Annotated in this window: 20 protein-coding genes; 10 read left to right on the top strand and 10 right to left on the bottom strand. The window is 44.5% G+C overall.

Features of this window, described 5'->3' with window-relative positions; genetic code table 11:
* Window positions 1-331: 331 nt before the first annotated feature.
* On the top strand, window positions 332-1,810 hold the full coding sequence (locus tag AB4307_RS14005; RefSeq protein ID WP_080582209.1) for a peptide MFS transporter: 1,479 nt from the start codon (window positions 332-334) through the stop codon (window positions 1,808-1,810).
* 200 nt (window positions 1,811-2,010) lie between these two features.
* Window positions 2,011-2,793 (top strand): siderophore-interacting protein, encoded by a 783-nt coding sequence (locus tag AB4307_RS14000; RefSeq protein WP_372111588.1) that lies wholly within the window; start codon window positions 2,011-2,013, stop codon window positions 2,791-2,793.
* 133 nt (window positions 2,794-2,926) lie between these two features.
* On the opposite strand, the gene AB4307_RS13995 is transcribed toward AB4307_RS14000, so the two are convergent.
* The 6 genes from AB4307_RS13995 to AB4307_RS13970 form a co-directional block, all read right to left on the bottom strand.
* Window positions 2,927-3,829 (bottom strand): EamA family transporter, encoded by a 903-nt coding sequence (locus AB4307_RS13995; protein ID WP_372111585.1) that lies wholly within the window; start codon window positions 3,827-3,829, stop codon window positions 2,927-2,929.
* Window positions 3,830-3,966: 137 nt separating this feature from the next.
* Window positions 3,967-4,671 carry a phosphonate utilization transcriptional regulator PhnR gene (phnR, locus tag AB4307_RS13990; protein WP_004730140.1) on the bottom strand — a complete coding sequence of 235 codons (705 nt, stop codon included), beginning with the start codon at window positions 4,669-4,671 and terminating at the stop codon, window positions 3,967-3,969.
* A 68-nt stretch (window positions 4,672-4,739) separates the two neighbouring features.
* Complete coding sequence (locus AB4307_RS13985) at window positions 4,740-6,449, bottom strand: putative 2-aminoethylphosphonate ABC transporter permease subunit (RefSeq protein WP_371704956.1); 1,710 nt, start codon at window positions 6,447-6,449, stop codon at window positions 4,740-4,742.
* 21 nt (window positions 6,450-6,470) lie between these two features.
* The gene (locus tag AB4307_RS13980; RefSeq protein ID WP_004730144.1) at window positions 6,471-7,580 is read right to left on the bottom strand and encodes a putative 2-aminoethylphosphonate ABC transporter ATP-binding protein; all 1,110 of its coding nucleotides are present in this window, start codon (window positions 7,578-7,580) and stop codon (window positions 6,471-6,473) included.
* Between the two features lie 227 nt (window positions 7,581-7,807).
* Window positions 7,808-9,229, bottom strand: a complete 1,422-nt coding sequence (locus tag AB4307_RS13975) for an FAD-dependent oxidoreductase (protein WP_372111582.1) — start codon at window positions 9,227-9,229, stop codon at window positions 7,808-7,810.
* A 120-nt stretch (window positions 9,230-9,349) separates the two neighbouring features.
* Complete coding sequence (locus AB4307_RS13970; protein ID WP_372111580.1) at window positions 9,350-10,360, bottom strand: putative 2-aminoethylphosphonate ABC transporter substrate-binding protein; 1,011 nt, start codon at window positions 10,358-10,360, stop codon at window positions 9,350-9,352.
* Window positions 10,361-10,727: 367 nt separating this feature from the next.
* Between AB4307_RS13970 and phnW the strand changes: the two genes are divergently transcribed.
* The 4 genes from phnW (at window position 10,728) to AB4307_RS13950 (ending at window position 15,563) form a co-directional block, all read left to right on the top strand.
* The gene (gene phnW / locus AB4307_RS13965; RefSeq protein WP_372111577.1) at window positions 10,728-11,831 is read left to right on the top strand and encodes a 2-aminoethylphosphonate--pyruvate transaminase; all 1,104 of its coding nucleotides are present in this window, start codon (window positions 10,728-10,730) and stop codon (window positions 11,829-11,831) included.
* A complete protein-coding gene (locus AB4307_RS13960; protein WP_372111574.1) occupies window positions 11,831-13,252 on the top strand; it encodes an aspartate aminotransferase family protein in 1,422 nt (473 codons plus the stop codon). Before phnW ends, AB4307_RS13960 begins: the two co-directional genes overlap by 1 nt.
* A gap of 92 nt (window positions 13,253-13,344) precedes the next feature.
* A complete protein-coding gene (gene phnX / locus AB4307_RS13955) occupies window positions 13,345-14,163 on the top strand; it encodes a phosphonoacetaldehyde hydrolase (protein WP_372111571.1) in 819 nt (272 codons plus the stop codon).
* A gap of 332 nt (window positions 14,164-14,495) precedes the next feature.
* The gene (locus tag AB4307_RS13950; RefSeq protein ID WP_102428795.1) at window positions 14,496-15,563 is read left to right on the top strand and encodes an OmpA family protein; all 1,068 of its coding nucleotides are present in this window, start codon (window positions 14,496-14,498) and stop codon (window positions 15,561-15,563) included.
* A 133-nt stretch (window positions 15,564-15,696) separates the two neighbouring features.
* On the opposite strand, the gene AB4307_RS13945 is transcribed toward AB4307_RS13950, so the two are convergent.
* Complete coding sequence (locus AB4307_RS13945) at window positions 15,697-16,095, bottom strand: OsmC family protein (protein ID WP_371720962.1); 399 nt, start codon at window positions 16,093-16,095, stop codon at window positions 15,697-15,699.
* A gap of 200 nt (window positions 16,096-16,295) precedes the next feature.
* Between AB4307_RS13945 and msrB the strand changes: the two genes are divergently transcribed.
* Complete coding sequence (gene msrB, locus AB4307_RS13940; RefSeq protein ID WP_372132114.1) at window positions 16,296-17,438, top strand: peptide-methionine (R)-S-oxide reductase MsrB; 1,143 nt, start codon at window positions 16,296-16,298, stop codon at window positions 17,436-17,438.
* Window positions 17,439-17,546: 108 nt separating this feature from the next.
* On the opposite strand, the gene AB4307_RS13935 is transcribed toward msrB, so the two are convergent.
* The gene (locus tag AB4307_RS13935) at window positions 17,547-18,914 is read right to left on the bottom strand and encodes a TrkH family potassium uptake protein (protein WP_017065604.1); all 1,368 of its coding nucleotides are present in this window, start codon (window positions 18,912-18,914) and stop codon (window positions 17,547-17,549) included.
* A gap of 19 nt (window positions 18,915-18,933) precedes the next feature.
* Complete coding sequence (locus tag AB4307_RS13930) at window positions 18,934-19,590, bottom strand: potassium channel family protein (RefSeq protein ID WP_372132112.1); 657 nt, start codon at window positions 19,588-19,590, stop codon at window positions 18,934-18,936.
* A 184-nt stretch (window positions 19,591-19,774) separates the two neighbouring features.
* Between AB4307_RS13930 and AB4307_RS13925 the strand changes: the two genes are divergently transcribed.
* The 3 genes from AB4307_RS13925 (at window position 19,775) to AB4307_RS13915 (ending at window position 24,005) form a co-directional block, all read left to right on the top strand.
* Window positions 19,775-20,944 carry a mechanosensitive ion channel family protein gene (locus AB4307_RS13925; protein ID WP_017094663.1) on the top strand — a complete coding sequence of 390 codons (1,170 nt, stop codon included), beginning with the start codon at window positions 19,775-19,777 and terminating at the stop codon, window positions 20,942-20,944.
* Window positions 20,945-21,031: 87 nt separating this feature from the next.
* On the top strand, window positions 21,032-22,567 hold the full coding sequence (locus AB4307_RS13920) for a mannose-1-phosphate guanylyltransferase/mannose-6-phosphate isomerase (RefSeq protein ID WP_372132110.1): 1,536 nt from the start codon (window positions 21,032-21,034) through the stop codon (window positions 22,565-22,567).
* 16 nt (window positions 22,568-22,583) lie between these two features.
* On the top strand, window positions 22,584-24,005 hold the full coding sequence (locus AB4307_RS13915) for a phosphohexomutase domain-containing protein (RefSeq protein ID WP_372132108.1): 1,422 nt from the start codon (window positions 22,584-22,586) through the stop codon (window positions 24,003-24,005).
* Between the two features lie 110 nt (window positions 24,006-24,115).
* Here AB4307_RS13915 and aroG read toward each other — a convergent pair whose 3' ends face one another.
* Complete coding sequence (aroG, locus tag AB4307_RS13910; RefSeq protein ID WP_017061746.1) at window positions 24,116-25,168, bottom strand: 3-deoxy-7-phosphoheptulonate synthase AroG; 1,053 nt, start codon at window positions 25,166-25,168, stop codon at window positions 24,116-24,118.
* Window positions 25,169-25,199 lie beyond the last annotated feature (31 nt).

Below are 25,199 nucleotides of genomic sequence, written 5' to 3'. Positions count from 1 at the left end.
GCGATGAACCTTTTTTATTGGCTAAAGCCCAGCAGACAATTGAAAGTGATACTCACTCAAAATAACTTATAGAATGACTACCTCTAACTTTCCCTTTATTAGTTCATTACTTAGCCACAAATGATGATGGCTAAATTTCATACCGCCATGCATCCACTTGCAAAATCTAACGTTGCAAACCTCATTCATGAGAAATATGAATGCACTCATAAGAAAAGATATATCGAGTAAAGTTCTGTTTGGGACAGATATTTCAGTTTATGTATTACTACTAATGATATTATAATCGGGTAATTACACTACATATCAATACAAACGTGAGAATAAAATAATGTGGAATAGATTAAACAAATCAATGATGTTCTGCCAAATGATGTTCGGACTTTCGTTCTATGGCGTCATGGTGATCTTGACTCGTTTCTTCCTTGAAGATCTGAACTACAATGAAGCCGACACCATGATGGTTGTTGGTGCTTTCTCTGCAATCGGACCGCTATTTGCTATCGCAGGTGGCTTTATCGCCGACAAGTTTTTAGGCGCCTACCGATCTTTAACCATTGCCTTCCTAGGGTTCGCAAGTGGTTACGTTCTACTGGTACTTGGTGCAGCAGCAACCAATGTTCCGATGGCATTATGTGGTATTGCGTTAGCAAGTTATGCACGTGGTTTGATGTCCCCTTCTTACCCAAGTCTTTACAAACGCACGTTCAAAACTCAAGAAGATTTTGAGAACTGCTACCCAATCAACTACTCAGTAAACAATATTGGTGCTCTGTTAGGCCAATACCTGTTCCCAATGCTAGTACTTGTTGTTGGTTTCCACGGTGGTTTCCTTCTTTCAGCGGTGCTAGCCGGTGCTGCGCTTCTGATGATGATCTTTGTTCGCAAAGGCCTTGTTGAAGCAAGTGCTGAAATCGACCAAAAACCAGTAAGCACTAAAAACTGGGCAGCGTTCCTTGGTCTTTCTGCAGCAATGATCGGCTTGGTATTCTTCATGTTCTCTAACATGGATATTGGCCAAAACATCGTGTACGCAATCGGTGGTGCAGCGATCATCTACTTTGTCTCTTTGATGATGAAATCGAAGAAATCAGACATGCTAAAAATGGGGACTATCTTAATCATCACATTCCTGACGACATGTTTCTTCGTGTACTACGGTCAGATGATGACTTCGATGACAATGGTAGCGATCAACACAATGCGTGGCGATCTATTTGGTTTCATCCCTGTCGCACCTGAAGCTTCAATGGCAATGAACCCACTATGGTGTATGGTTGCTGGCCCTATCATCGCGGGTATCTTCTCTAACCTAGAAAAGAAAAACATTAACTTCTCAACTGCAACCAAAGTCGGTTTCTCTTTCATCCTTACGGCTATCGCTTTCGGTATCCTTACGATGGCAGTAACGACAGTTGGTGACGATATTCTGATCCGCCCAGAAGTCTTCCTAGCGATTCACTTCTTCCTAGCATTCGGTGAAGTGATTGTAGGTTCAATGGTTGTAGCCTTCATCCTGTCTGTTGCACCTAAGCACATTGAAAACTTCTCAGTAAGCTTGTTCTCTGTTGCTATCGCACTATCAGGCATTGTTGGCGCGGTATTCTCAACGTCTATTGCACTAGAGAAAGGTCAAGAGATCACACAAGAGATCGTGCAAACGGTTTACGGTGATTACTTCCAAATGCTGACTGTTCTTGCCGTCGTGATGGTAGGTATCGCAATGGCAGCATCGTTCATTATTCGTAAGATGCTAGAAGCTGCGAAAGCCGCTGAAGAAACGATTGAACTAGAGCAAGCAAACAGCTAATTCTGTTCGCTGAGTCAAACCAATCCTAAGAGCCCTTTAGTTTTCTAAAGGGCTCTTTTTTGTAGGATCCGTTTCTCAATAGGATCTGTCGTATAAGTTAGGTAGTACATGTGTAAATCAAAGTAAATGATAACTATTAGTATTGAGTGTTTTTTAGTTCAGGATTATGATGTGGAAATCCAAATCTAAGAGAGCCTTATATGAGCAAGCCTAGCCCTATCACATTAACCGTTACTCAAACCTCAACAATTACTCCAAACATGCAGCGCATAACGCTTAGCGGTGAGGGATTAAGTAAATACCCAACAGAATGTGCCGGCGGCTACATCAAGCTTTTATTCTCGCCACTTGGCACGACTGATTTAAGCCAGCTAAACGAAGGTGAGCGCCCAACCATGCGCACTTACACCATTCGTCAGTACAATCCTGTAGAGCAGTGGATTGAAGTTGATTTTGTTCGCCATATCACTACAGATTTGCAATGTGGTTTTGCGGCTCGATGGGCAATGAACGCAAAAGTGGGTGACACGGTTTCAGTGGCTGGCCCTGGTTTAATTCAGGGGCTTAACCTAGAGTCAGACTGGTTCTTCTTAGTTGCAGACATGACGTCCCTACCTGCGCTTTCTGCAAAAGTAAAAACGCTCCCAGAAACAGCAACGGGGCACGCTATCATTCAGATCAACTCAGCAGCAGATAAGCAGGTACTTGAGACTCCTCAAGGTATCAAAGTAACCTGGTTGATTGAAGATGAAACCTCAGAGTCACTTTCACAAACCGTGCGCAACACAGAATGGTTAGAAGGTCAGGTTTCAATATGGACAGCGTGTGAATTTGAAAGCATGCGTGAGCTAAGACAATACTTCCGCAACGAAAAAGAAGTCGCGAAAGAGAACATCTACATCAGCAGCTACTGGAAACGTGGTGTCACTGAAGATGGCCACAAAGTGTTGAAACAGCAAGATGCTCAAGCTTTAGCGGGTTAAGTCTTTTACTACCTACAGCTTCTTACTAGATAAAGAGAAAACGCCCTTGACGAAGTTTGTATCGCTAAGGGCGTTTTTGATTTAGCTTAATATAGATGCCTCTGCACAAATATCCAATCGTTCCGGCGAGCTTTTAAGTCAATGAGATAACTAAGCCAGCAATAATTAGAGAGACGCCTACACCGCGAGTCGCGTGCCACTTTTCCTTTAAAAAGTAGAACCCCATCACTACGCCGAAGATGATACTTACTTGCCTAAGAGCAACAACCAAGCTGACGTTCTCAGTCATGGTCATCGCAAACAACACCAAACCATAAGTCGAAGCCATCATGATGCCGGCCACTGTGGCTCTCTTTCGCAGTATCCAAGCATTAGTAAACTCGATTCTTTGGTTGGTTACGAATAACCAAACACTGAGTGGAATCACAATCGCCCAAAACTGAATGCCTAGATAGAAAATCGCGGTGTGCTTGTTAGTTATAACTGGTGTGCTCAAAGGCTCGAGTAACAAAAGCGCTTCTTTATCAATGATGGAATAGCCAGTGGTACCAATGGCCGCGATCAACGCCCACAGTACGCCAAGGTTGAGATACGCTTTTAACCTAAGATCTGAAAACTGCTTAAGTGGTACAAACAAGCAGCCTAATGTTATTAAAGTGAACCCAATCCATTGATTAGGTGACAGCTCATAGCCTATCAACACCGTGCCTAAACCCACCATCAACACAGGCAGTGCCCGTGCCATTGGGTAAATCACACCGATATCAGCTTGTTTATAGGCCGCGCCTAACCCAATCAAATAGATGATTTGACAGATCCCACTCAAGAAAACCAGTTGCCAGAATGGAAGTAAGATATTTGACAGCCCTACACTGTGAACATACCAGATCAAGTAAGGCGTCAATATCGCGGCAGCGGCAAAGCCAGAGGCTAAAAAGAAAGACGAGCCCGAGCCTTGATTAGATTTACCTAGAACGTTCCAACCCGCGTGAAGCAAAGCCGAAATGATCACGATTACAATCGCAGAGAATTCCATTTCATTCCTAAATTATTGATGAATTAGCACAACGGCTGACAACAGGTGATAAAAAAGGCCTCCGAATAAGAGACCTTTGAGCGTTTCAATTGGGCAATCCTGCATAATTGCAGATATGCCAACGTTATAACGTATGACTAGCGCTCTAGCTGCGCGATTGACTCAATACTGATCGCGTCATGACGCCAATACTCAATATCACAGTCAATCAGGTCGCCGTTTTGGTTGTAGTTCACACGCTCTACGACCATTGCAGGAGAACCAGAAGTCGCACGCAGGGCTTGCGCGGTTTCGCCAAGCAAAGACGTTGTGCTCACTCGGTAACGGATCTTCTGATACACCACGCCAAAGTGCTCACGGTAGATGTCCGTCAACGATTTAGACAAGTCATAATCAAGCAAATTAGGGAACAGCTCAGGTCGAATGTAGTTGGTCACATACACAACCGGCCTATCTTCAAGATAACGAACTCTGTCGACTCGATAAACGTCCGAAAAAGGTTGTAACTCAAGAAGCCGAGTCGCCTCCTTGGTTGCTAACATGCCTTTCGCCGCCACCAATTCTGTTTTTGGCTTACGATTCTGCGACAAAGCCATATTCGTGAAGTTCAGTGTTTGTGTTGGATCGTAGCGCAGTGGCGCTGGAGAGATAAACCAACCACGTCGGTCTTCTCGATAAATTCGTCCTTCCGCTTCAAGTGAAGACAAGGCTTCACGTAACGTAACTCGTGTTGTATCAAACGATTCAGCCAGTTTGCGCTCCGCAGGCAGCTTCTGTCGTGGTGTTAACATCCCCGACTCTATCTGCTCTACGATGACGTCTTTGATTTTTACGTACTGCACTTCATTTCCTTTTATTCTTGTTCTTGTCGTCAGCCATTCCTTGGCCAACTGCAATATAAAATGGTTCGCTAGCGTTTGCGCCAAGCTTGGGTGCGCTTCTCGAATAACTTGTTGATTAACATATGAATCAACTTCGCGCTCGCTGCCGATATCATGATCATCACCGCCATGGCAGCTGCTGCACCCGTTTGTCCCGCATCATCCATATTCAGTACTGAAACTGACGCAGGTATCGTATCGGTAGAATACAAGAATACTACCGCAGATGTCGTGGTAAGTGCATTAATAAACAGGTATGTCGCAATATCTAAAATCGCAGGCAGACAAACGGGTACCGTCACCTTAAAGAACAGCTTGTATTGCGGTAGGTTAACCGAAGCCGCCGTCGCTTCTATTTCCTCAGGCAGCTGTTTTAATGCGGTTAACGCTGTCATGTGGCCGACTGTGTAGTAGTGAACCACCGTATTAATCACCAAGAACGCCATCGTGCCATACAAGAAGTTGAGTGGGTTACTCAAATCATTAAAGTAGAAGATATACCCCAAACCCAACACCATACCCGGAACGGCCATCGGTACCACACTGAGCATTTGCATTGCTTGACGAACAGGACCAAATGCTCTGCCCTTCTCAATGCAGTACGCGCCTAAGAAAATCAATACGGTACCGATGATCGCAGTCCAAGCGCCGAGGGTTAAAGAGTTGAAAAATGGCGTCCAACCATAAGTACTCATCTCTGCGAAGTTATAGTTATTTAGCGTTAGCGTTTTATTCCAAGGCCAGAAAGTGACCATAGATCCGTATATCGCCATGCCTAGCACGATAACAACAGCCACTGAAATTACGGTGCAATAGAGTAAACACACGCCATCACGTAGAGTGTTTGGCTCTGGTTGGTAAGCGACGGAGCGAGTATCAAACAAGCTCTTTTGTTTCTTTTGAACCCAGCGGTCAACGGTAAATGCAAGCAACGCAGGCAATAGCAATAGGATGCTAGTCACCGCGCCCATAGAGAAATTCTGTTGCCCTACTACCTGTTTAAAGATATCGGTAGACAGAACGTTGTAGCTACCACCAATCACCTTTGGCACACCAAAATCACAAACCACCAGCGTAAACACAACGATCAAGGTACTTATCAAGCCGTATTTTGCCGCAGGTAACGTCACCATGAAGAAGGTTTTTAGCGATGAAGTATTGAGTGCACGTGCCGCCTCATAAAGACGAGCGTCAGAGGTTCTCAATGAAGTAGTCAGAATCATTAAGGCGTGTGGAAACGTCCAGAATATCAGGCCCAGTGAGATACCAATCAAGCCGTACACCGAGTTACCACCTAAGACTTCTTTAGCGATACCTTGATTACCAAATAAGAAGATCAAACTGATCGCTGGTAGCAATGAAGGAGCCAGAATAGGCGCTGAACCTAGCACTTGAAAAAGCCCCTTAAAAGGCATGCATGAACGAGTCAAAGCATAGGCATAGCCAAACGCTAATACTCCCACGACAACGGTCACTAACAACCCAAGCGTGAACGTATTGCCTACCGACTGCCACAGGCTTTGAGAAGCAAAATACGTTGCGAAATTCTGTAATCCTACAAATTCTCCGTCTGCATTCTGAACGCTTTTTTTCAACATTGCCCATAGTGGCATCAGGATAAACAGCGTCATGAACACAGACAAAAAGGCCAACAGCCCAAATAGGATTACGTTGTCTTTACTTAATCGAGCAAGAAAAGGCTGTACTCGTCGTTGAATTAGCAGCTTAGATTGCATCATTTGAGTCGATTCCATGATTATTTACGCCGCCTCGTCTTTCATCACTTGCAGGCTTTTCGATGGGTAAGCTCTCAGGCCTTCTTGGTCAAACGCCACATAACGAATATCACTGCGACGCAGCTTCAATCGATTGAACTCTTTGACTGATACATCAACGATGATCTCTTTCGCCGTGGAGTCATGTTGCAATTGACACTCAACACGATAAAACGCCCCTAAGAATTCGCTTGATACGATTCTCACGGGTAATGACTCACTAAAACGATCCACAAACTGGATTTGCTCTGGACGAACGGCAATATCGAAAACATCACCAAGTTTTGGCGTGAGGTTATCTAAACCCGGCAACGGTAGCATCGACTCAGCAATACGTATCTTGCCTTGCGCTGCGACAGAAGCTTGAATGAAGTTCATGCTACCAACAAACTCAGCCACAAAACGACTGACAGGTTTTTGGTAGATCTCTTGTGGAGCACCGACCTGCTCGATAACACCATGATTCATCACGACAATACGGTCGGCCATCGTTAAGGCTTCATCTTGGTCGTGCGTCACCATGATAGTGGTGATACCCAACTTGCGTTGCAGTTGGCAGATCTCGTCACGCAGATGTGTTCTTACCTTCGCATCCAACGCAGAAAGAGGCTCATCGAGTAGCAACAAGCCTGGAGACAACGCTAACGCGCGAGCCAGAGCAACACGCTGCTGTTGTCCGCCAGACAACTGATTCGGATACTTTTGGCCAGACGTTGGTAAGCCGATGGTCTCTAACCAAGACTCAACCGTCTCAAGGGCTTCTTTGGTCGACATGCCTTGGTTTTTCAGACCAATCGCAATGTTTTCTTCCACAGTGAGATTTGGAAACAAAGCGTAAGATTGGAACACGATACCAAAGTCGCGCTTTTCTGGTGGCAAGAAGGTCGTATCATTACCGTTCTGCTCAATAGAACCTGAAGTTGGCAAGTCTAGACCTGCAATCGCACGTAATAAGGTGGTTTTTCCACAGCCGGACGGGCCAAGAAAGCAGACGAACTCGCCTTTATCTATCGATAGGGAGATGTCTTTTAACGCTGTAAATTGGCCAAATTGCTTTACAACGTTTTCAATATTCAAATAAGTTTGGTTGCTCATACTACAGCACTCTCTATATGGTATATACCAAATTTAAACTGAGAATATTGCAGTTGAGTGACAAATTTATAGTAGCTAAATGACAGTTATATTGCAGATATAATAAGCATTAAGGATTGCTATTTGTTCAGCATTCACAGTTCGTTCAACGTTGAAAGCCCTCAGTGACTTGCCCATAAATCACTGAGAGCCTTAATGTAAACTTCTAATTTAAACGCAAGATTAATCTATGATTCAACCTTGTCGGCTTTGCCCGCCGCACCTGCGAGTTTGGATAACTGTTTATCTAGCCACAATGGCGTGTTACCCGAATCTTCCGCGTTCTCTTTTCTTCGTACCGCATCACGCACCATCATCGCACCTACCCAACGAAATGGCTCTGGCGGGAAGTGTCCTAACGGGCCTTTAGTTAAACCGCTTCGTGTCCAAGCATTGTCGATATCGAGCACCTTTGCTGACAAAATCTTCCCGCCCATACGGGTTTGAGCAACGCCATTGCCTGAATAACCAAGCCCATAATAGATGTTGCTTTGGCCTTTTAGGTTACCGAAAAATGGCAATCCGGTAACCGAACGATCTGAGCCGCCAGACCAGTTGTAATCGAATTCACTTTGTTCCAATTTAGGGAACAGTTTTTGGAACGATTGATTGAGAATCGGCAGGTAGTTAGTCGTTTGGTTAAACATGCTTTCAACTTGATTGGCAAACGAGAATTTATTGCCGCCTTTGCCCAACATGAGTCGTCCGTCCTGGGTATCTCGGTAGTAGTGGACAAAGATACGCGAATCCACCACCGCCGCCCCTTTCTCTGGGCCAAACTTCTTGAGCTTTTCAGGAATGGGCTTGGTCACCACCATATCTGAAGAGACAACCACAATGCTGCGTTTGAACTCTTTGAAGTGATCGAGCATCCACGCATTGAGTGCCAAAATCACTTTATCCGCAAATACTGACCCGCCTTTGGTTTGAATTCGAGCGGGAGAGCCATAGTCGAGTGATGTCATCTCTGTGTTTTCGTGAATTTCGACACCCAGTTCAAGCGCGACTCGGCGCAAACCTCTAGCCAATAACGCTGGCTGCACACTACCCGCAGCTTCTGAGTAGTAACCCTCAATATGGCGTTCAGATCCCGCTTTATCAGCCAAAGAATTATCGCACTTCTTCCAGCTATTGATACCCTGCTTAACCAGCTCATTAACAACAGGCTCCATTCCACCCTTTTGAGCTTCATTGGTCGCCGTGTAGTAAGTTCCGCTGCGATATAGATGCGCGTCAATCTTGTGTTCGTTACAGAAGGATTCGATCTCGTATATAACCTTTTCCGATTCCTTAACCAACCATTTCGCTTGTTCTTTTCCATAGAGCTTTTTCAGCGTCGGATACTTGGTTGACCACGTCAGCATGCAACCGCCGTTCGCACCAGAAGCACCGCGACCACATAGGCCTTTTTCAATCACGACAACATGCTTTTCGGGTTGCTGTTGTTTGATTAAAATCGCCGTCCATAAACCCGTATAGCCACCGCCAACAATGGCGATATCACAGTTGACATCTTTTTGGAGCGGCTTAGCCGAATCTAGCCCCGCATTGATGTTGCCGAACTCTTGTTCCAACGCTTGCTTGAACCAATATGAGTAGTGCTTTGTCATTTGTTGTACCTTACTTAAAACCTGAAGGCGTAAAACTAAAAAAGGAAGACCGAAGCCTTCCTTTACTGATTTCTAACTTCTAATGAACTAAATAGTTAAGTAACTGACTAGGTCGTCAGATTAAGATTTTGGCTCTGATTTAGCGTCAAACTTGTCAGACCATGTTTTAAGAACGTCGGCACGTTCGCTGCCCATGCGAGCGAAGTCCATTTTTGCCATGTTCTTTTCTACATTAGGGAAGTTCTCTGCTTTGCCTGTCACATCTTTGTGACCAACAACTGGGTACATTTCGATGTAAAGCTCATTTGCCGCTTTAGAAATAGACCAATCGATAACACGTTGTGCTGCATCAGAAGGCTTAACAAGACCTACCGCTTCAGATTCCCAGCCGATGCCTTCAGGCGTAATCACTGAAAGTGGAGCGCCTTGAGTTTTCAGCTTAGCGCCACGGCTCGCCATAGAAATACCGATAGCGACTTCACCCATGCCCGCTTGAACACATGGCTTAGAACCAGAGTGCGTGTAGTGAGCGATGTTTTGGTCTAGCTTCTGCATGTAGTTCCAACCTTGGTCTTCACCCATGTTTTGTAGCCAAGCAGACACTTGCATATAACCCGTACCAGAAGACGCTGGGTTTGGCATCGCAATATGACCTTTGTAGATAGGCTTGGTTAGGTCATCCCAAGATTTAGGTGCTGGTAGGTTAAGTTGTTTCGCTACCGCTTCGTTGAAACAAACCGCATTGAAGAATGCATCGTTGCCATACCAAGCTTGAGTAGATTGCGGATCGTTGAGGTTTGAGCGCAGCGCTTCTACACCTTGAGGCGTATAAGGTTTCAGGACGCCCTCTTCTTTAAGCAATGCCATTGAAGAACCCGCAAGGCCCCACACCACTTCTGCACGAGGGTTGTTTTTCTCAGCTAATAATTTTGCCGTCATGATCCCGGTTGAATCACGAACCCATTTGATGTTGATGTCTGGGTTTTCGCTTTCAAAAGCATTTTTGTACTTCGCTAAGATGTCAGTTTCAAAAGCGGTATAAACCGTCACTTCCTGTGCCGCATAAGCGTTACCAGCTAATAGTGTGACTAATGCTGCAAGTGATCCTTTCATAAAACGGTTTTTCATCATTTTCTCCAGTCAGGCCCTACTCTAAAGTGAGAAGCTGCCAAAATTAAAAATTGCCAAAGTTAAAGTTGTTAAAGCTAGAAGCCCTATCGAGAGGCACCTATATTCAAAAATTCATTCCAGTTGTTGGCACACACCCCACATATTGGTATGTACCAGATTTCAATTATTAAGCTAACTGGCTTTTGTGACGATTAAATGAACGAAAAATGGCAATTTAAAGATCGAAAACTTTCTCAAGACAAGTGACCATTTTTAATATGAAGCTTTTGTGAAAATGATGTTTGGGCTATTTACGACCGTTTAAATTGGTTGTTAAAGTAGCTCTAAATATTGGTATAGTCCAAAATTAAAATCACGAGAGTTGAACATGAGAAACGAATACTTACTGCTGACACCGGGCCCTTTATCTACTTCTGAAACCGTTCGCCAAGCGATGTTAAAAGATTGGTGTACTTGGGATGATGAATACAACAAAGACGTTGTTGAAGTGATTCGTAGCAAGCTAGTGACTTTAGCGACTAAGCAAGCGGGATATACAAGCGTATTAATGCAAGGTAGCGGCACCGCTTCGGTAGAAGCAACAATCGGTAGCGTTATCTCTAAAAATGGAAAACTTCTTGTTGTTGATAACGGTGCGTACGGCGCTCGTATTGCTCAAATCGCAGAATACTTAAACATTCCATGCCATGTCGTTTCCCCAGGTGAAACATCACAGCCTGACTTGAACGAAATGGAAACGGCATTGGCCATGGATTCAGACATTACTCACGTTGCGATTGTGCATTGTGAAACCACGACAGGCATGCTGAATCCAATTGAAGACATTGCCAAATTGGCAAAACAGCACAACAAAACCGTCATTCTCGATGCAATGTCGAGCTTTGGTGGCATCCCTATGGATATCGCTGACTTAGGTATCGATTACATGATCAGCTCTGCAAACAAGTGCGTCCAAGGTGTACCGGGCTTCGGCTTTGTTATTGCTAAGCAATCGGAACTGGCAAAGTGCAAAGGCCAAGCTCGTTCATTAAGCCTTGATCTGTTTGACCAATGGCACTGCATGGAAAGCAACCACGGTAAATGGCGTTTTACCTCTCCGACGCATACAGTGCGTGCTTTCTATCAAGCTCTACTTGAATTGGAACAGGAAGGTGGTATCGAAGCTCGTCATAATCGCTACCAAACAAACCAAACCACACTGGTTGCAGGTATGCGCTCTCTTGGTTTTGAACCTCTGTTAAATGATGAACTTCATTCACCGATTATCACCTCTTTCTATTCTCCAACTCATAGCGATTACCAATTCAAGGAATTCTATGACCGTTTGAAAGAACAAGGTTTTGTGATTTACCCGGGCAAGGTTTCAAACGCCGACTGCTTCCGAATCGGTAACATCGGTGAAGTTTACCCTTCTGACATTGAAGCCCTCATTGGCTCAGTTAAAAACGCAATGTACTGGGACATCAAATAATGACGATGGCCAATCAAGATTCTGTTCTAAAGGCGACACACTTTCGAAGCGAAGGCGATGTGAACACCACGCCAGCGCGTGAGAAATGGAACGAGTCGCTAAACGATGAGGCGACTCAAGCGATGTTAAAACGCGACTCAGACGTGTTTCTTCATCAAGCGATGTCAACACCTTGCCTAGACACACTTGAAGCAGCCGAAGGCATTTACATTCAAGATGCGACTGGCAAAAAGTACATGGACTTTCATGGCAATAATGTCCATCAACTAGGTTATGGTCACCCTCACATCATTCATAAAGTGACTCAGCAAATGGCGTCATTGCCGTTTTCACCACGTCGCTTTACCAATGAAACAGCCGTTCAATGCGCTGAAAAGCTGACACAGATCTGCGGTGGTGAGTTGAACCGCGTGTTGTTTGCACCGGGTGGTACTTCGGTTATCGGCATGGCACTCAAACTGGCTCGACATGTCACCAACAACTTCAAGGTCGTTTCACTGTGGGACTCATTCCATGGCGCGTCACTGGACGCAATTTCAGTGGGTGGTGAAGCTTGTTTCCGCGAAGGCATGGGCCCGTTAATGGCTGGCGTAGAACGTATTCCACCAGCCGTCTCTTATCGTGGCGCTTTCCCGTTTAACGAGAATAGCGCAGTCAATGCAAACGAAACTGCATGCGACGTTCACTATGCCGACTATTTAGAGTATGTGATTGAAAAAGAAGGTGGCATTGGAGCCTTCATTGCCGAAGCAGTGCGTAACACAGACGTTCAGGTTCCAAGCAAAGCTTACTGGAAGCGCATCCGTGAGATCTGCGATAAGCATAACGTCATGTTGATCATCGACGACATTCCAAACGGTATGGTTCGTAGTGGCGAATGGTTCACTCACCAGGCCTTTGATATCGAACCTGACATTCTTTGTATCGGTAAAGGTTTTGGCGGGGGCTTGGTTCCAATTGCAGCCATGGTCACTAAAGACAAATACAACACGGCAGCGCAAGTATCACTTGGTCACTACACCCACGAGAAAAGTCCTATTGGCTGCGCGGCGGCACTGGCTACGATGGAAGTGATTGAGCAAGAAAATCTACTTGAAAAAGTACAAGCGGACAGCGCATTCGTGCGTGAACAACTGCTTCAAATGAAAGAGAAATACCCAGTCATTGGTGACGTTCGCGGCATCGGCCTGCTCTGGGGAGTGGAATTGGTCACTGACCATATCACCAAAAACCGAGCGTTCGATGAAGCAGAAGCAGTACTTTACCAATGTCTGAACGATGGCCTGAGCTTTAAGGTGTCACAAGGTAACGTGATTCAATTGAGCCCGCCATTGATCATCAGTCGCAGCGAGCTAGAAGTCGCTCTGTCTGTATTCGAAAAAGCGATAGCCAAAGTCTGCAAAGATTTTGAATACCTTTAATTCTCGAAATCAACATTTAAACCAATAACCTTAAACAACCATTTGTTTCCCAGAACTTTGAACTGGGAGTGACACAAAAATAGGACACTATTATGAACACGACATCACCTATCCAAGCGGTTATCTTTGACTGGGCCGGCACTATCGTTGATTTTGGGTCGTTTGCTCCAACTAGCATCTTCGTTGAAGCATTCAAACAAGGTTTCGACTTTGACATCGACTTAGCTGAAGCGCGTGAACCTATGGGGATCGGCAAATGGGACCACATCCAAGCAGTGGGTCGAATTCCAGCTGTTGACGCTCGTTGGAAGGCTCAGTTCGGACGCTCCATGACAAGTGAAGACGTTGACGCGATCTACGCGGCATTCATGCCTCTTCAAAAAGCGAAAGTAGCCGATCACGCAGCACCTATTTTGAATGCGATAGAAGTGGTCAATAACCTAAAAGAGAAGAACGTGAAGATCGGGTCTTGTTCAGGTTACCCACGTGAAGTGATGGATGTTTTAATTCCTGCTGCTGCAGATTACGGTTACCGACCAGATAACGTGGTAGCGACCGATGACTTACCTCAAGGTGGTCGCCCTGCTCCATTTATGGCACTGAAAAACGTAATCGATCTAGGTGTAACTAGCGTTGCTGCGTGTGTAAAAGTAGACGACGCAGCACCGGGGATCGATGAGGGTCACAACGCAGGCATGTGGACAGTTGGACTTGTATTATCGGGGAACGAAGCAGGCTTAACGTATCAAGAATATTTAGATGCAGACGAGACAACACTTGCAGCTGCACGTGAAAAAGCAAGCGTTAAGCTAAACAAATCAAACCCACACTACCTAATCGATACCATTGCAGACTTACCTAGCGTAATTGCAGATATCGAGAAGCGTTTATTGGCGGGTGAGCGTCCATAACGGTAATCACCTAGATTACCCAACCAAACATTCCGTACACATGAAAATGAAACCTCATATCGCCTAAAAATGATACGAGGTTTCTTCGTTTCCAACATTTGAGACAGCAATTAATTGACAAAAACCTCTGTAAATAGCACCTTAAATATATAATTTTTAACAATTTCATTGACCATAATAAGCAACTGTACTAACAATGTAATAACAGTTCCAAGATAGGTTCGACCTGAATCTACGCCTTGAACGATCTACTGTTGCAGTGTCCCAATCAGTAAGTCGTCGCTTTAAAGGCTCATTCAGATAACAATAAGAGTTAATCCAAGGATAAGATTATGAAAAAATTGTCAAAAATCATGTGTGCTGTGATAGCTGCTTCAGGTTTCGCTGCTGCTCCATCAATTGCCGCAACGACATACGTAGGCGCAAAAGTTGGCATGGGTTGGCTAGATAGCGCTTGTGTCGACAACATTGATTGTGAAGATGATTCAGTGGCGGGCGGTATTTACGGTGGTTACAACTTTACCGATAACATTGCTCTAGAATTGAATGCAGATTACTTAGGTGATTATGACACCAGCTTTAACAACAACGGAGCGACTCAAAGATACAGCGATTCTATCGTAGCCATTTCTTTAAGCCCAATGTATCGACTAGCGATTAAACAAGAGTTTGATATCTTCTTTAAAGCAGGTCCTGCTTACATCATGCACGATGACGAAGACGACGTTGTTTTAGCCTTAGGTATCGGTGCCGAGAAACAGCTTTCAGACGATTGGGCGCTGAGAGTGGAATACCAATACTTCGATGATTTTGACGATAAGATCATCCAAGACCTAAACTCCAACCTTGTCACAGTAGGTCTTAGCTACAATTTCGGCACGGGTAATACAACCGCATCAGCGGCTGCAGCTTCTGCGGCGGCTGTAACTCAAGCACCTTCTGAACCAATCACAGAGCCAGAAGCTGTGGTCGTTGAAGAGGAAGCGGAGGTAGTGGTTACCAAAGCGCAAACTGAGAGTTTCTCTCAAGGTACATTTGCGACTAACAGCACAGAACTTTCAGACGAAGGTAAAGCCGCTATACAGCCAATTGTGGAAGTCTTACAAACATACCCTCAGTCTACCGTTAACATTGTTGGTCACACAGATTCAACAGGTGCAGCTGAGTACAACATGATGATCTCTAAGAAACGTGCGGCAGCAGTAGCAGCATACATCGAAGAGCAAGGTATTGAAGCTGATCGCATTACCGCTTCTGGTGAAGGGGAAGAAAACCCAATCGCATCAAACGATACGGCTGAAGGTCGTGCTCAAAACCGTCGTGTGGAAGCAACAATCCCAAGCTTCGAGTACCAAGAAGATGTTCAAGTTGAAGAAGTTATCATTGAAACAGTGGAATAATCGTATTCTAACGTAATAACGACTTCCTTAATAACAAGGGAGGAGCACTGCTAAGTGCTCCTCCCTTTCTTTATCTATGTTTGCTCATAAGCCGAAAAGTAACGACTCAAAGCCAAGCTATACAGCCAGAAGACTAGACGATTTCCCAGCTGTGCGTCATTTCTACGCCTGCACCTAGCATTAGGCACACTGAACAGTACTTTTCCAATGAATCAGCGCATACTTTTGCAACCAACTTAGGATCAAGGTTGTCACCTGAAACTTCAAAGTGAATGTTAATCGCAGTAAAGATTTTTGGCGCGGTTTCACGACGTGTCGTTTCAAGTTTCGCGTTACAGCCTGTAATGCTTTGACCAGCAGATTTCAATCCATCGACGACATCAACAGAGCTACAACCACCAGCGGCCATAAGAACCATTTCCATCGGGCTTGGCGCCGTTGCACCACCGCTGCCATCCATGACAATAGAGTGGCCTGATTGAGATTGACCCAAGAATTTAAAACCTTCGACCCATTTAACTTCTGCTTGCATGCTGTTCCTTAGATGTACGAAAACGTCATCATTATCTATTATTTTACATCAATGCCTACACCCTACTACTGGCGGCATTTATGAGCAAGATTTTCTCGATAACATATTTTTTTCATGAATGATGCAATTTTTTCCATCTAAAACCTGTCTCTATTCGTACATTCAAAATCGAATGAGAAGAACGTCAAGATGAGGTATCTATGAATAAATTATCTAAAATATTGGTATCACTCGTGGTTGCGCTACCACTGATTTCGCTGTTTGTAAGCCAGACTGGCACTGCCAATACAATGGATAAAACAGCTAATTCAGGTAATAGTGAAATCGCGACACTCGCGGGTGGTTGTTTTTGGTGTACAGAATCCGACCTAGAAAAGCTGACAGGCGTCACCGACGTTATCTCTGGGTATTCTGGCGGTGAACTAGAAAACCCAACCTACAAACAGGTCTCTTCGGGTAAGTCAGGTCACATCGAAGTGATCAACGTGACCTATAACCCTGATGTGGTTAGCTACGAACAGGTTCTTGACCAATTCTTCCGACACATCGACCCAACCGATGACAAAGGTTCTTTTGTAGACCGAGGCCGTCATTATCGACCGGCTATTTTCTATCATAACCAAGCACAAAAAGATGTTGCTCAGAACTTCATGATGGAGATCGACAAAGCTAATATCTTTGGTGCACCACTAAAAACAGAACTGATAAAATTTGAGAAGTTCTGGCCAGCAGAAGATTACCACCAAGATTATTACAAGAAGAGTAAGGTTCGTTATAACTACTATCGTTACGCTTCAGGTCGTGATCAGTATTTAGATAAAATCTTCGGTGATGATAGAAAGGACAACCCTAAAACACTACGTCAGATCATCGACAGTAAGAATGCGACAGCGAATGCTAAAACATACGTAAAACCGTCTGATGCAGAGATCAAAGCGAAGCTTACAGCACTTCAATACGATGTAACGCAAGAAGACGCTACTGAGCGCCCATTTGACAACAAATACTGGGATAACAAAGAGGAAGGTATTTACGTTGATATCGTGACTGGTGAGCCATTGTTCTCTTCAAAAGACAAATACAAATCAGGTACAGGTTGGCCGAGCTTTACACAGCCAATCAGCGAGGCTTATGTCGTAACGACTACTGACTACAAGCTGCTTTACCCGAGAACAGAGGTTCGCAGTAAATTTGGTGACTCTCACCTAGGACATGTATTTAAAGATGGTCCAAAGCCAACAGGTTTACGCTACTGCATGAACTCAGCCGCAATGCGCTTTATTCCAGCGGATAAACTGGTAGACGAAGGCTACGAAGAATATGTGGGATTATTCGAGGGCTAAGAATTCAAAAACTGACTATAAACCTCTAAAAAACAAAGCCAGCATATTCGCTGGCTTTGTTTTTCTAACGCACTAACAAGAAGGGTTAACCTTAGCCTGTTAATCTTATTAACCCGTTAACACCGTATCTTCTGGGTATTTCAACAACGAAGGCTCAGGGCGAGCTAACATGTAAGCCAAAGTCAAAGGTCCGATTCGTCCAATCACCATAACTACAATCATGATGTATTTACCGGGCTCAGTCAGGTTTGCGGTTAAGCCAGCTGTTAAACCAACCGTTGCAAAGGCAGAAATCACCTCAAACATGACTCGATCAAACGCTGCCTTTTCAGTAAGCATTAACAAAAACATCGCGGTGGTTAATAACGCCCCACTTACCACAATAATGGCCAATGACTTTGTTACCGCTTGCCAAGTTACGGTTCGCTTAAACATCACTACATGTTTTTTCTGACGCAGGAAGGTCCAAGTTGCGACAAACGCGACGGCAAAGGTCGAAACCTTAATACCACCACCCGTTGAGGTAGAACCAGCACCAATCAACATCAGTACAATCATTACCAACAATGCAGGCTGAGTGTATTGAGACAAATCAACACTATTAAAGCCAGCAGTACGAGCACTTGCCGACTGAAAAAATGCGGCTAGCCACTGTCCTTGAGTCGATAACCCTTCCATGGTTGCTGAGTTATTTCTTTCTAGCAGCCAGAACAATACCGTACCTACCAACAATAGAGTCGGAGTGGCGGTTAGCATAATCTTGGTGTGTAAATGAAGATGTCGAAAACCTTTACGCCAGTTACTCGATAGGTCGCCGACGACTGTGAAGCCTAGCCCACCGAAAATAAACAAGCCAGCTAAGGTGAAGATCACCAGCGGATCATCAACAAAACTCATCATACTGTCTGAAAACAGTGCAAAACCTGCGTTATTGAATGCAGATATCGCATGAAATAGAGCATAAAAACTGCCCGTTGACCATCCCATCTCAGGTACCCAGCGGAAGCAGAGCAATACAAAACCGATAAATTCAGCCACTAATGCAAAGATGATGATCTTCTTAACCAATTTACGAAGGTTAATCTTACGATCTTGGCCAAGCGCTTCTTTCGCGAGTGCTTGTTGTTTAAGGCTTAACCTAACACCGAACATGTAAAGCAGTACCGCAGATAGAGTCATCTGCCCTAACCCGCCGACTTGCATCAAGAACATCAGTAAGATTTTACCCGCCAAGGTGAAATGCTCACCGGTATCGACAACACCTAATCCTGTCACACTGATCGCCGAGGTTGCTGTAAACAGTGCATCCGTAAAACTTAGGCCTGTCACAGAGAATACAGGCATCGTCAACAATATTGCAGAGGGGATAAGTACGCCTAAGAAGCTCGTAAGGATAATCTTAGGTTCAGAGCCTTTACGTGGCTTTTTATCACTCTTAAGCGTGTAGAAAGTACCTTTTCGTTTTAACGAATTCATACTGTTACCTTATTGCCAATTACCAATTGCGTAGCTTTCTAGATAAGGTCTCTTTCGGCCCAGCGATGATCACCACATCCCCAATTTCTAAACTCACATCCAGTTCTGGAGCTTTAGTTAGGTTCGGTCCTCGCTTGAAGCCAAGTACTTCAACACCATTTTCTTTACACAGCTTAAGGTCGCCAAGTTTCTTACCCAACAAATTAGAACCAATAACAATCTCCGTCATCGCTAAACCGCTGCCAAGATCGATAAACTCAAGAACGCGTCTATCCAACATTTTACGCGCAACGCGAATACCCATGTCTCGTTCGGGCATGATGATATGATCGGCACCAATCTTAGAAAGAATCTTGCCGTGAAACTTATCGTTCGCCTTCACCCAAACGGCTTTTGCGCCTGATTCTTTTACCACTAGCGTCGTTAGAATACTGGAGTTAACATCAGAGCCAATCGACACCATCACCATATCGTAATCGTCCAGCCTTAGTTCTTTAACTGTCTCTTCGCTCGTACAGTTCGCAACAATCGCTTGTGAAACAAAATTAGCCGCTTCTTTCACTCGCTCTTCATCAATATCGACAGCGAGCACCTGCGCCCCTGAACTTTGTAGCTCTTTGCATACAGATAACCCAAAACGCCCTAAGCCGATAACTGCATATTGTTTGTCACTCATTTATTACTCCACTTACAAAGCTACGTAGCATCGAAAACAAATAACAAAATTGTCTTCATACAAAAAAACGACTATATATCCATATAGAGATACAATTGTCAGCTAATCGATTGATTTATAAAGGTAGAGAACAAAAGTGATTTCTGCTAATTTCTAACCCATAATTTCTGCGGCAGTACACACAATGAATGAATTCATAACCCAAGTACAAACCTACATCAACCAGAGCCATAGCGATTGGGCAAATAGCGTCCTATTCATCACTATTGCGAGTTTTTTCGCTTGGGTCGCTTGGCGAATTGTCCATAATCGCCTGGAAATCTTGGTCAAAAAAACCCAATTTCATTGGGATGACCTACTGCTAGAGGCCTTAAAAACACCTGTCAGTACGTTGCTTTGGTGCTGGCCTGCTACCGTGTCTGTTGGCTTGATTCTTCAAGACCAGTTTGGTAATGAAATCAACTGGCTAAGAACACTTAAACACATACTGATCATATCTACGTTTGTTTGGTTTACGCTGCGAATGATCAGTAACTCTGAAGAGTATGTCTTAGAGCAAAAAACCAGAGACGAAACCACAGTACAGGCTATCGCAAAGGTGGCTCGACTGTTCTTTATGGTGATGGGTGGCTTAACCATCATGCAGGCGTTTGGGCTGAGCCTATCGGGTTTGCTTACCTTTGGTGGTGTCGGTGGTTTAATCGTCGGTTTAGCCGCTAAAGATCTACTGTCGAACTTCTTCGGTGGCATGATGATTTACTTCGACCGCCCTTTTAAAGTCGGTGATTGGATACGCTCTCCCGATCGTCAAATCGAAGGTACTGTCGAACGCATTGGCTGGCGCATGACGATTATCCGCACTTTTGATAAGCGTCCTTTGTACGTTCCAAATTCGGTGTTCAGTAGTATTGTGGTAGAGAACCCATCGAGAATGTTGAATCGTAGAATCAATGAAACCTTTGGTCTTCGTTATCAAGATGCAGACAAATTGGCGCTCATTGTTGATGATGTAAGAACCATGCTCGAGGCCCACCCAGATATTGATGCCAAACAGACGTTGATCGTTAACTTTGACAAATTTGGGCCATCAACGCTGAACTTCTTTATCTATACCTTCACAAAAACGGTCAACTGGATCAGGTACCACAAAGTGAAGCAAGACGTTCTGTTACAGGTTCTGGCGATTATTCATAAACACAATGCAGACATCGCGTTCCCAACACAGACACTCAAGATTGACCCTCAAGATTTTTCTAATGTTCAAGGTCATAACAGCGTTCAAAGCCTAGGCGATAATCAGAATGTTAGCGATCCCAAAGATATGTTGAACTCCCCTACAGAAGGTCATCGATAGTCAACATCCTTCTTGGTTATCGATAAGTAATAAGCGTGAAGCGTGGTAATATGATGGCAGTATTCTAATGCACACAATTACCACTCTATGATTTTACCTGTCATCCTAGCTGGCGGCTCTGGAAGCCGCCTCTGGCCACTGTCTCGAGAGCTCTATCCTAAGCAATTCCTGAATATTGCTGGCGAACAATCGATGCTTCAGCAAACACTTCAACGCCTGCAAGGTATCGACGCACACCTAGCGGATAGCAGCTGCGATGCGCCATTCATTATCTGTAATGAAGAGCATCGCTTTATCGCCGCTGAACAAATTCGCTCAGCTAACGTCCTGCACAGTGGCATTTTGTTAGAACCTGTCGGTAGAAATACTGCGCCAGCCATCGCACTTGCAGCCTTGCAAGCTTTGACCAAGTCTCATGGCACTAAAGGAGAAACGGCTGACCCAATCTTATTAGTGCTTGCTGCCGACCATCACATCGCTAAAACCTCTGAATTCCAACAATCGATTAACCGTGGTGTTGATTACGCAAAACAAGGCAAACTGGTGACATTCGGTATAACCCCAAATGCTCCAGAGACTGGCTATGGCTACATCAAACAAGGGCAACCTCTTGTCTCTAGTCTACAACTAGAAACCAACACTACAGACCAACCAACCCATTATGCTTACAACATTGAGTGCTTTGTAGAAAAGCCCGATAAAGCAACCGCAGAAGCATACATTCGCTCAGAACAGTACCTATCGAACAGTGGCATGTTCATGTTTAAGGCATCACGCTATCTTGAAGAACTCGCCGAACACCACCCTGAGATATTAGCGGCTTGTAAACTCGCTCTTGCAAAGCAAAATACCGACCTCGACTTTATCCGTATAGACGCTGAAGCATTCAAAAGCAGTCCGAGTGATTCCATCGATTATGCCGTGATGGAGAAAACCTCGCACGCAGCTGTGATCCCGATGGATGTCGGTTGGAATGATATTGGCTCATGGTCTGCTATCTGGGATGTAAGCGACAAAGATGAGCATAACAACGTCATTGAAGGTGATGTGTTAACCGTCGACTCTCAACACAACTACATCCATGCTGAAAACAAGCTAGTTGCTACTGTAGGTGTCGATAACCTGATTATTGTCGAGACCAAAGATGCAATATTGGTTGCGAACAAAGACAAGGTTCAGGGTGTAAAATCGATTGTTAGTCAACTAAATCAAGCAGGTAGAACAGAGCATATTCATCACCGTGAGGTATTTAGACCTTGGGGTAAATACGATGTGATTGATTTAGGAAAGCGAGACAAAGTTAAGCGTATCACCGTAAAAGCGGGTCATCAGCTTTCACTTCAGATGCATCATCATAGAGCGGAACATTGGATAGTAGTAGCTGGCACTGCAAAAGTGACCAACGATGAGAAAACCTATCTCGTCGAAGAAGATCAATCGACTTACATCCCTTTAGGTCACATCCACTGCCTAGAGAACCCTGGCGAGACACCTCTTGAAATGATTGAAGTTCAAACCGGCAGCCATTTAAGTGAAGACGATATCATTCGATATCGAGACAGCTATGGGCGAGATGTTCGAAGCGAACAAGCTTCGTCGTCTCAGAACAAAAAATTGAAATAGAAGCGGCGACAATCAAATGAAACCAACATTAGATCTTCGCTGCTTTAAGAACAACGACATTCGCGGCATCATTGGTAGCCAAATCAATGAGCCGTTTACCTATCTGCTTGGAAAGGCGTTTGGTGAATATCTCCTGTTAGGAAATGCCAAGACCCTAAGTGCATGGCCTCCAGTCGTTATTGGTCGAGATAACCGTGAAACGTCTTTGTCACTGCAAGAAGCCATTACTGCAGGCTTAATCGAATCCGGGATAAGCGTCATTGATCTTGGGATGACTGGCACTGAAGAAGTCTACTTTGCGACTCGTCACCTAAAAGCGATTGGCGGAATACAAATCACAGCTAGCCATAACCCAATCAATTACAACGGAATGAAATTGATCGGTGTAGACGCTAGCCCCATCAGTAAAAACAGTGGTTTAGATGAAATCAAACGACGCATTGAAGAACTTAATCAAGAGCTGAACTGCAATTTACCGTTCGTTCATGCACAACCAAGTAACTCTAGTAGATCAACCAGTGTTCTCGCCCCTTATGTAGGCCATCTACTCTCCTATATATCACCTTCTAAGCTTTCGCCAATGAAGATTGTAGTTAACTCAGGAAACGGGGTTGCAGGACATGTCATTGATGCTTTAGAGAAGAAATTTAACGAACTCAGTGCCCCTATCACCTTCATCAAGGTTCACCATACTCCTGACGAAAACTTCCCTAATGGTATTCCCAATCCATTGATTATAGAAAACCAAATAGCGACTCGAGATGCTGTGCTAGAACATTCGGCCGATCTAGGGATTGCGTGGGATGGTGATTTTGACCGCTGCTTTTTCTTTGATGAAAAAGGCAATTATATTGAGGGTTACTATATTGTCGGGTTGCTCGCTGAAGCATTTTTGTTAAAAGAGCCTAACGCCACAGTGTTGCACGATATGCGTATGACATGGAACACGATTGAAGTCGCCAATAAGCTTGGTGGGAAGGCTGTTGCAGTCAAAGCTGGGCATGCGCTCATCAAAGAGAAGATGCGAGAATTAAACGCTGTGTACGGTGGTGAAATGAGTGCGCACCATTATTTCCGTGATTTTGGGTATTGCGATTCAGGCATGATTCCTTGGCTATTGGTTATCGAGCTGATGTCGAAAACTCAACAATCTCTTCACCAATTAACGAGTACTAGTATAGATAGATTCCCCTCTTCCGGGGAGATCAATCGAAGAGTCTCAGACCCAGAGCAGGTCATGGCTTGCGTGTTATCGCACTACCAAGATCATGCCGTTGAGATCGATCACACAGACGGAATCAGCATGAATATGGGCTCATGGCGCTTCAACTTAAGAAAGTCCAATACCGAGCCATTAATACGCCTTAACGTTGAAACCAAACAAGATAAAGCTTTACTGTCACTTAAAGTCGACGAGTTACTGTCTTTTCTCATTTAAGAATACAGACACTTCCAGTTTTCAACTAAGATCCACAAAAAAGCCCTTATTAGCTGTTGCTAACTAAGGGCTTTGAATTTTCAGTAGCTTAATCGCTGACTGTAATTAGTCTATTTGTTACGACGAGCTTCAACAGCGTCTGCCAGCTGGCGAAGTACTGTTTCAGTGTCTTCCCAACCAATACACGCATCAGTAACAGATTGGCCGTACGTTGCAGCTTTGCCCTCAACCAGGTCTTGGCGACCTTCAACAAGATGAGATTCAATCATCACACCAAAGATAGCTTTGTCGCCACCAGAAATTTGTGCGCTTACGTCATCAGATACGTTCATTTGACGCTTAAACTGCTTAGAGCTGTTTGCGTGGCTGAAATCGATCATCACTTTTTGTGGAAGACCAGAAGCTGCTAGCTCTTCTTTAATCTTACCAACGTGTTCTGCGCTGTAATTTGGCTCTTTGCCACCACGTAGGATGATATGACAATCAGGGTTACCTGCTGTTTCAACGATAGCTGAGTGACCGTACTTAGTTACTGATAAGAAGTGGTGAGAAGCGCTAGCAGAGCGAATAGCATCTGTTGCAATCTTGATGTTGCCATCAGTACCATTCTTAAATCCAACTGGGCAAGATAGGCCAGAAGCCAGTTCGCGGTGAACTTGAGATTCTGTAGTACGTGCGCCGATTGCACCCCAGCTGATTAGGTCAGCAACGTATTGAGGCGTGATCATGTCTAGGAATTCGCTTGCCGTTGGCATGCCCATGTCAGTTAGGTCCAGCAGTAGCTTACGTCCTAGACGAAGGCCATCATTTAGCTTGAACGTATCGTTCATGTACGGGTCATTGATTAGACCTTTCCAACCAACAGTTGTACGTGGTTTTTCAAAGTAAACACGCATTACGATTTCAAGGTTATCACCAAGTTCGTCGCGCAACACTTTCAAACGTTTACCGTACTCAAGAGCAGCTTCTGTGTCATGAATAGAACATGGGCCGACAATAACAAGCAAGCGATCATCGCTCTCTTCTAAAATATTGTGGATCGCTTTGCGGCTTTCAAAGGTTGTAGAAGAAGCAACTTCTGTCGCTGGAAACTTTTCTAAAACAGCAACAGGGGGTAATAACTCTTTTACTTTGTTAATTCTTACATCATCAGTCTGGAACATTGCTTACTTCTTCCTTTTTTCTATCCTTGAG

This window comes from Vibrio sp. 10N.261.52.C2, from assembly GCF_041471425.1.
In the GTDB taxonomy this organism is placed as follows: domain Bacteria; phylum Pseudomonadota; class Gammaproteobacteria; order Enterobacterales; family Vibrionaceae; genus Vibrio; species Vibrio crassostreae_C.
Note: the sequence above shows the minus strand (reverse complement) of the source record. Positions and strands in the feature narration are given on the sequence as shown.

What these genes read in the sequence shown, in the direction of transcription:
- AB4307_RS13960 (WP_372111574.1), top strand. Translation starts at nt 11,831, where the DNA reads ATGACGATGGCCAATCAAGATTCTGTTCTAAAGGCGACACACTTTCGA.
- AB4307_RS14000 (WP_372111588.1), top strand. Translation starts at nt 2,011, where the DNA reads ATGAGCAAGCCTAGCCCTATCACATTAACCGTTACTCAAACCTCAACA.
- AB4307_RS13995 (WP_372111585.1), bottom strand. Translation starts at nt 3,829, where the DNA reads ATGGAATTCTCTGCGATTGTAATCGTGATCATTTCGGCTTTGCTTCAC.
- AB4307_RS13980 (WP_004730144.1), bottom strand. Translation starts at nt 7,580, where the DNA reads ATGAGCAACCAAACTTATTTGAATATTGAAAACGTTGTAAAGCAATTT.
- AB4307_RS13935 (WP_017065604.1), bottom strand. Translation starts at nt 18,914, where the DNA reads ATGAATTCGTTAAAACGAAAAGGTACTTTCTACACGCTTAAGAGTGAT.
- msrB (WP_372132114.1), top strand. Translation starts at nt 16,296, where the DNA reads ATGAATAAATTATCTAAAATATTGGTATCACTCGTGGTTGCGCTACCA.
- AB4307_RS13985 (WP_371704956.1), bottom strand. Translation starts at nt 6,449, where the DNA reads ATGATGCAATCTAAGCTGCTAATTCAACGACGAGTACAGCCTTTTCTT.
- AB4307_RS13945 (WP_371720962.1), bottom strand. Translation starts at nt 16,095, where the DNA reads ATGCAAGCAGAAGTTAAATGGGTCGAAGGTTTTAAATTCTTGGGTCAA.
- AB4307_RS13920 (WP_372132110.1), top strand. Translation starts at nt 21,032, where the DNA reads ATGATTTTACCTGTCATCCTAGCTGGCGGCTCTGGAAGCCGCCTCTGG.
- AB4307_RS13950 (WP_102428795.1), top strand. Translation starts at nt 14,496, where the DNA reads ATGAAAAAATTGTCAAAAATCATGTGTGCTGTGATAGCTGCTTCAGGT.
- AB4307_RS14005 (WP_080582209.1), top strand. Translation starts at nt 332, where the DNA reads ATGTGGAATAGATTAAACAAATCAATGATGTTCTGCCAAATGATGTTC.
- AB4307_RS13970 (WP_372111580.1), bottom strand. Translation starts at nt 10,360, where the DNA reads ATGATGAAAAACCGTTTTATGAAAGGATCACTTGCAGCATTAGTCACA.
- AB4307_RS13915 (WP_372132108.1), top strand. Translation starts at nt 22,584, where the DNA reads ATGAAACCAACATTAGATCTTCGCTGCTTTAAGAACAACGACATTCGC.
- AB4307_RS13925 (WP_017094663.1), top strand. Translation starts at nt 19,775, where the DNA reads ATGAATGAATTCATAACCCAAGTACAAACCTACATCAACCAGAGCCAT.
- AB4307_RS13930 (WP_372132112.1), bottom strand. Translation starts at nt 19,590, where the DNA reads ATGAGTGACAAACAATATGCAGTTATCGGCTTAGGGCGTTTTGGGTTA.
- phnX (WP_372111571.1), top strand. Translation starts at nt 13,345, where the DNA reads ATGAACACGACATCACCTATCCAAGCGGTTATCTTTGACTGGGCCGGC.
- AB4307_RS13975 (WP_372111582.1), bottom strand. Translation starts at nt 9,229, where the DNA reads ATGACAAAGCACTACTCATATTGGTTCAAGCAAGCGTTGGAACAAGAG.
- aroG (WP_017061746.1), bottom strand. Translation starts at nt 25,168, where the DNA reads ATGTTCCAGACTGATGATGTAAGAATTAACAAAGTAAAAGAGTTATTA.
- phnW (WP_372111577.1), top strand. Translation starts at nt 10,728, where the DNA reads ATGAGAAACGAATACTTACTGCTGACACCGGGCCCTTTATCTACTTCT.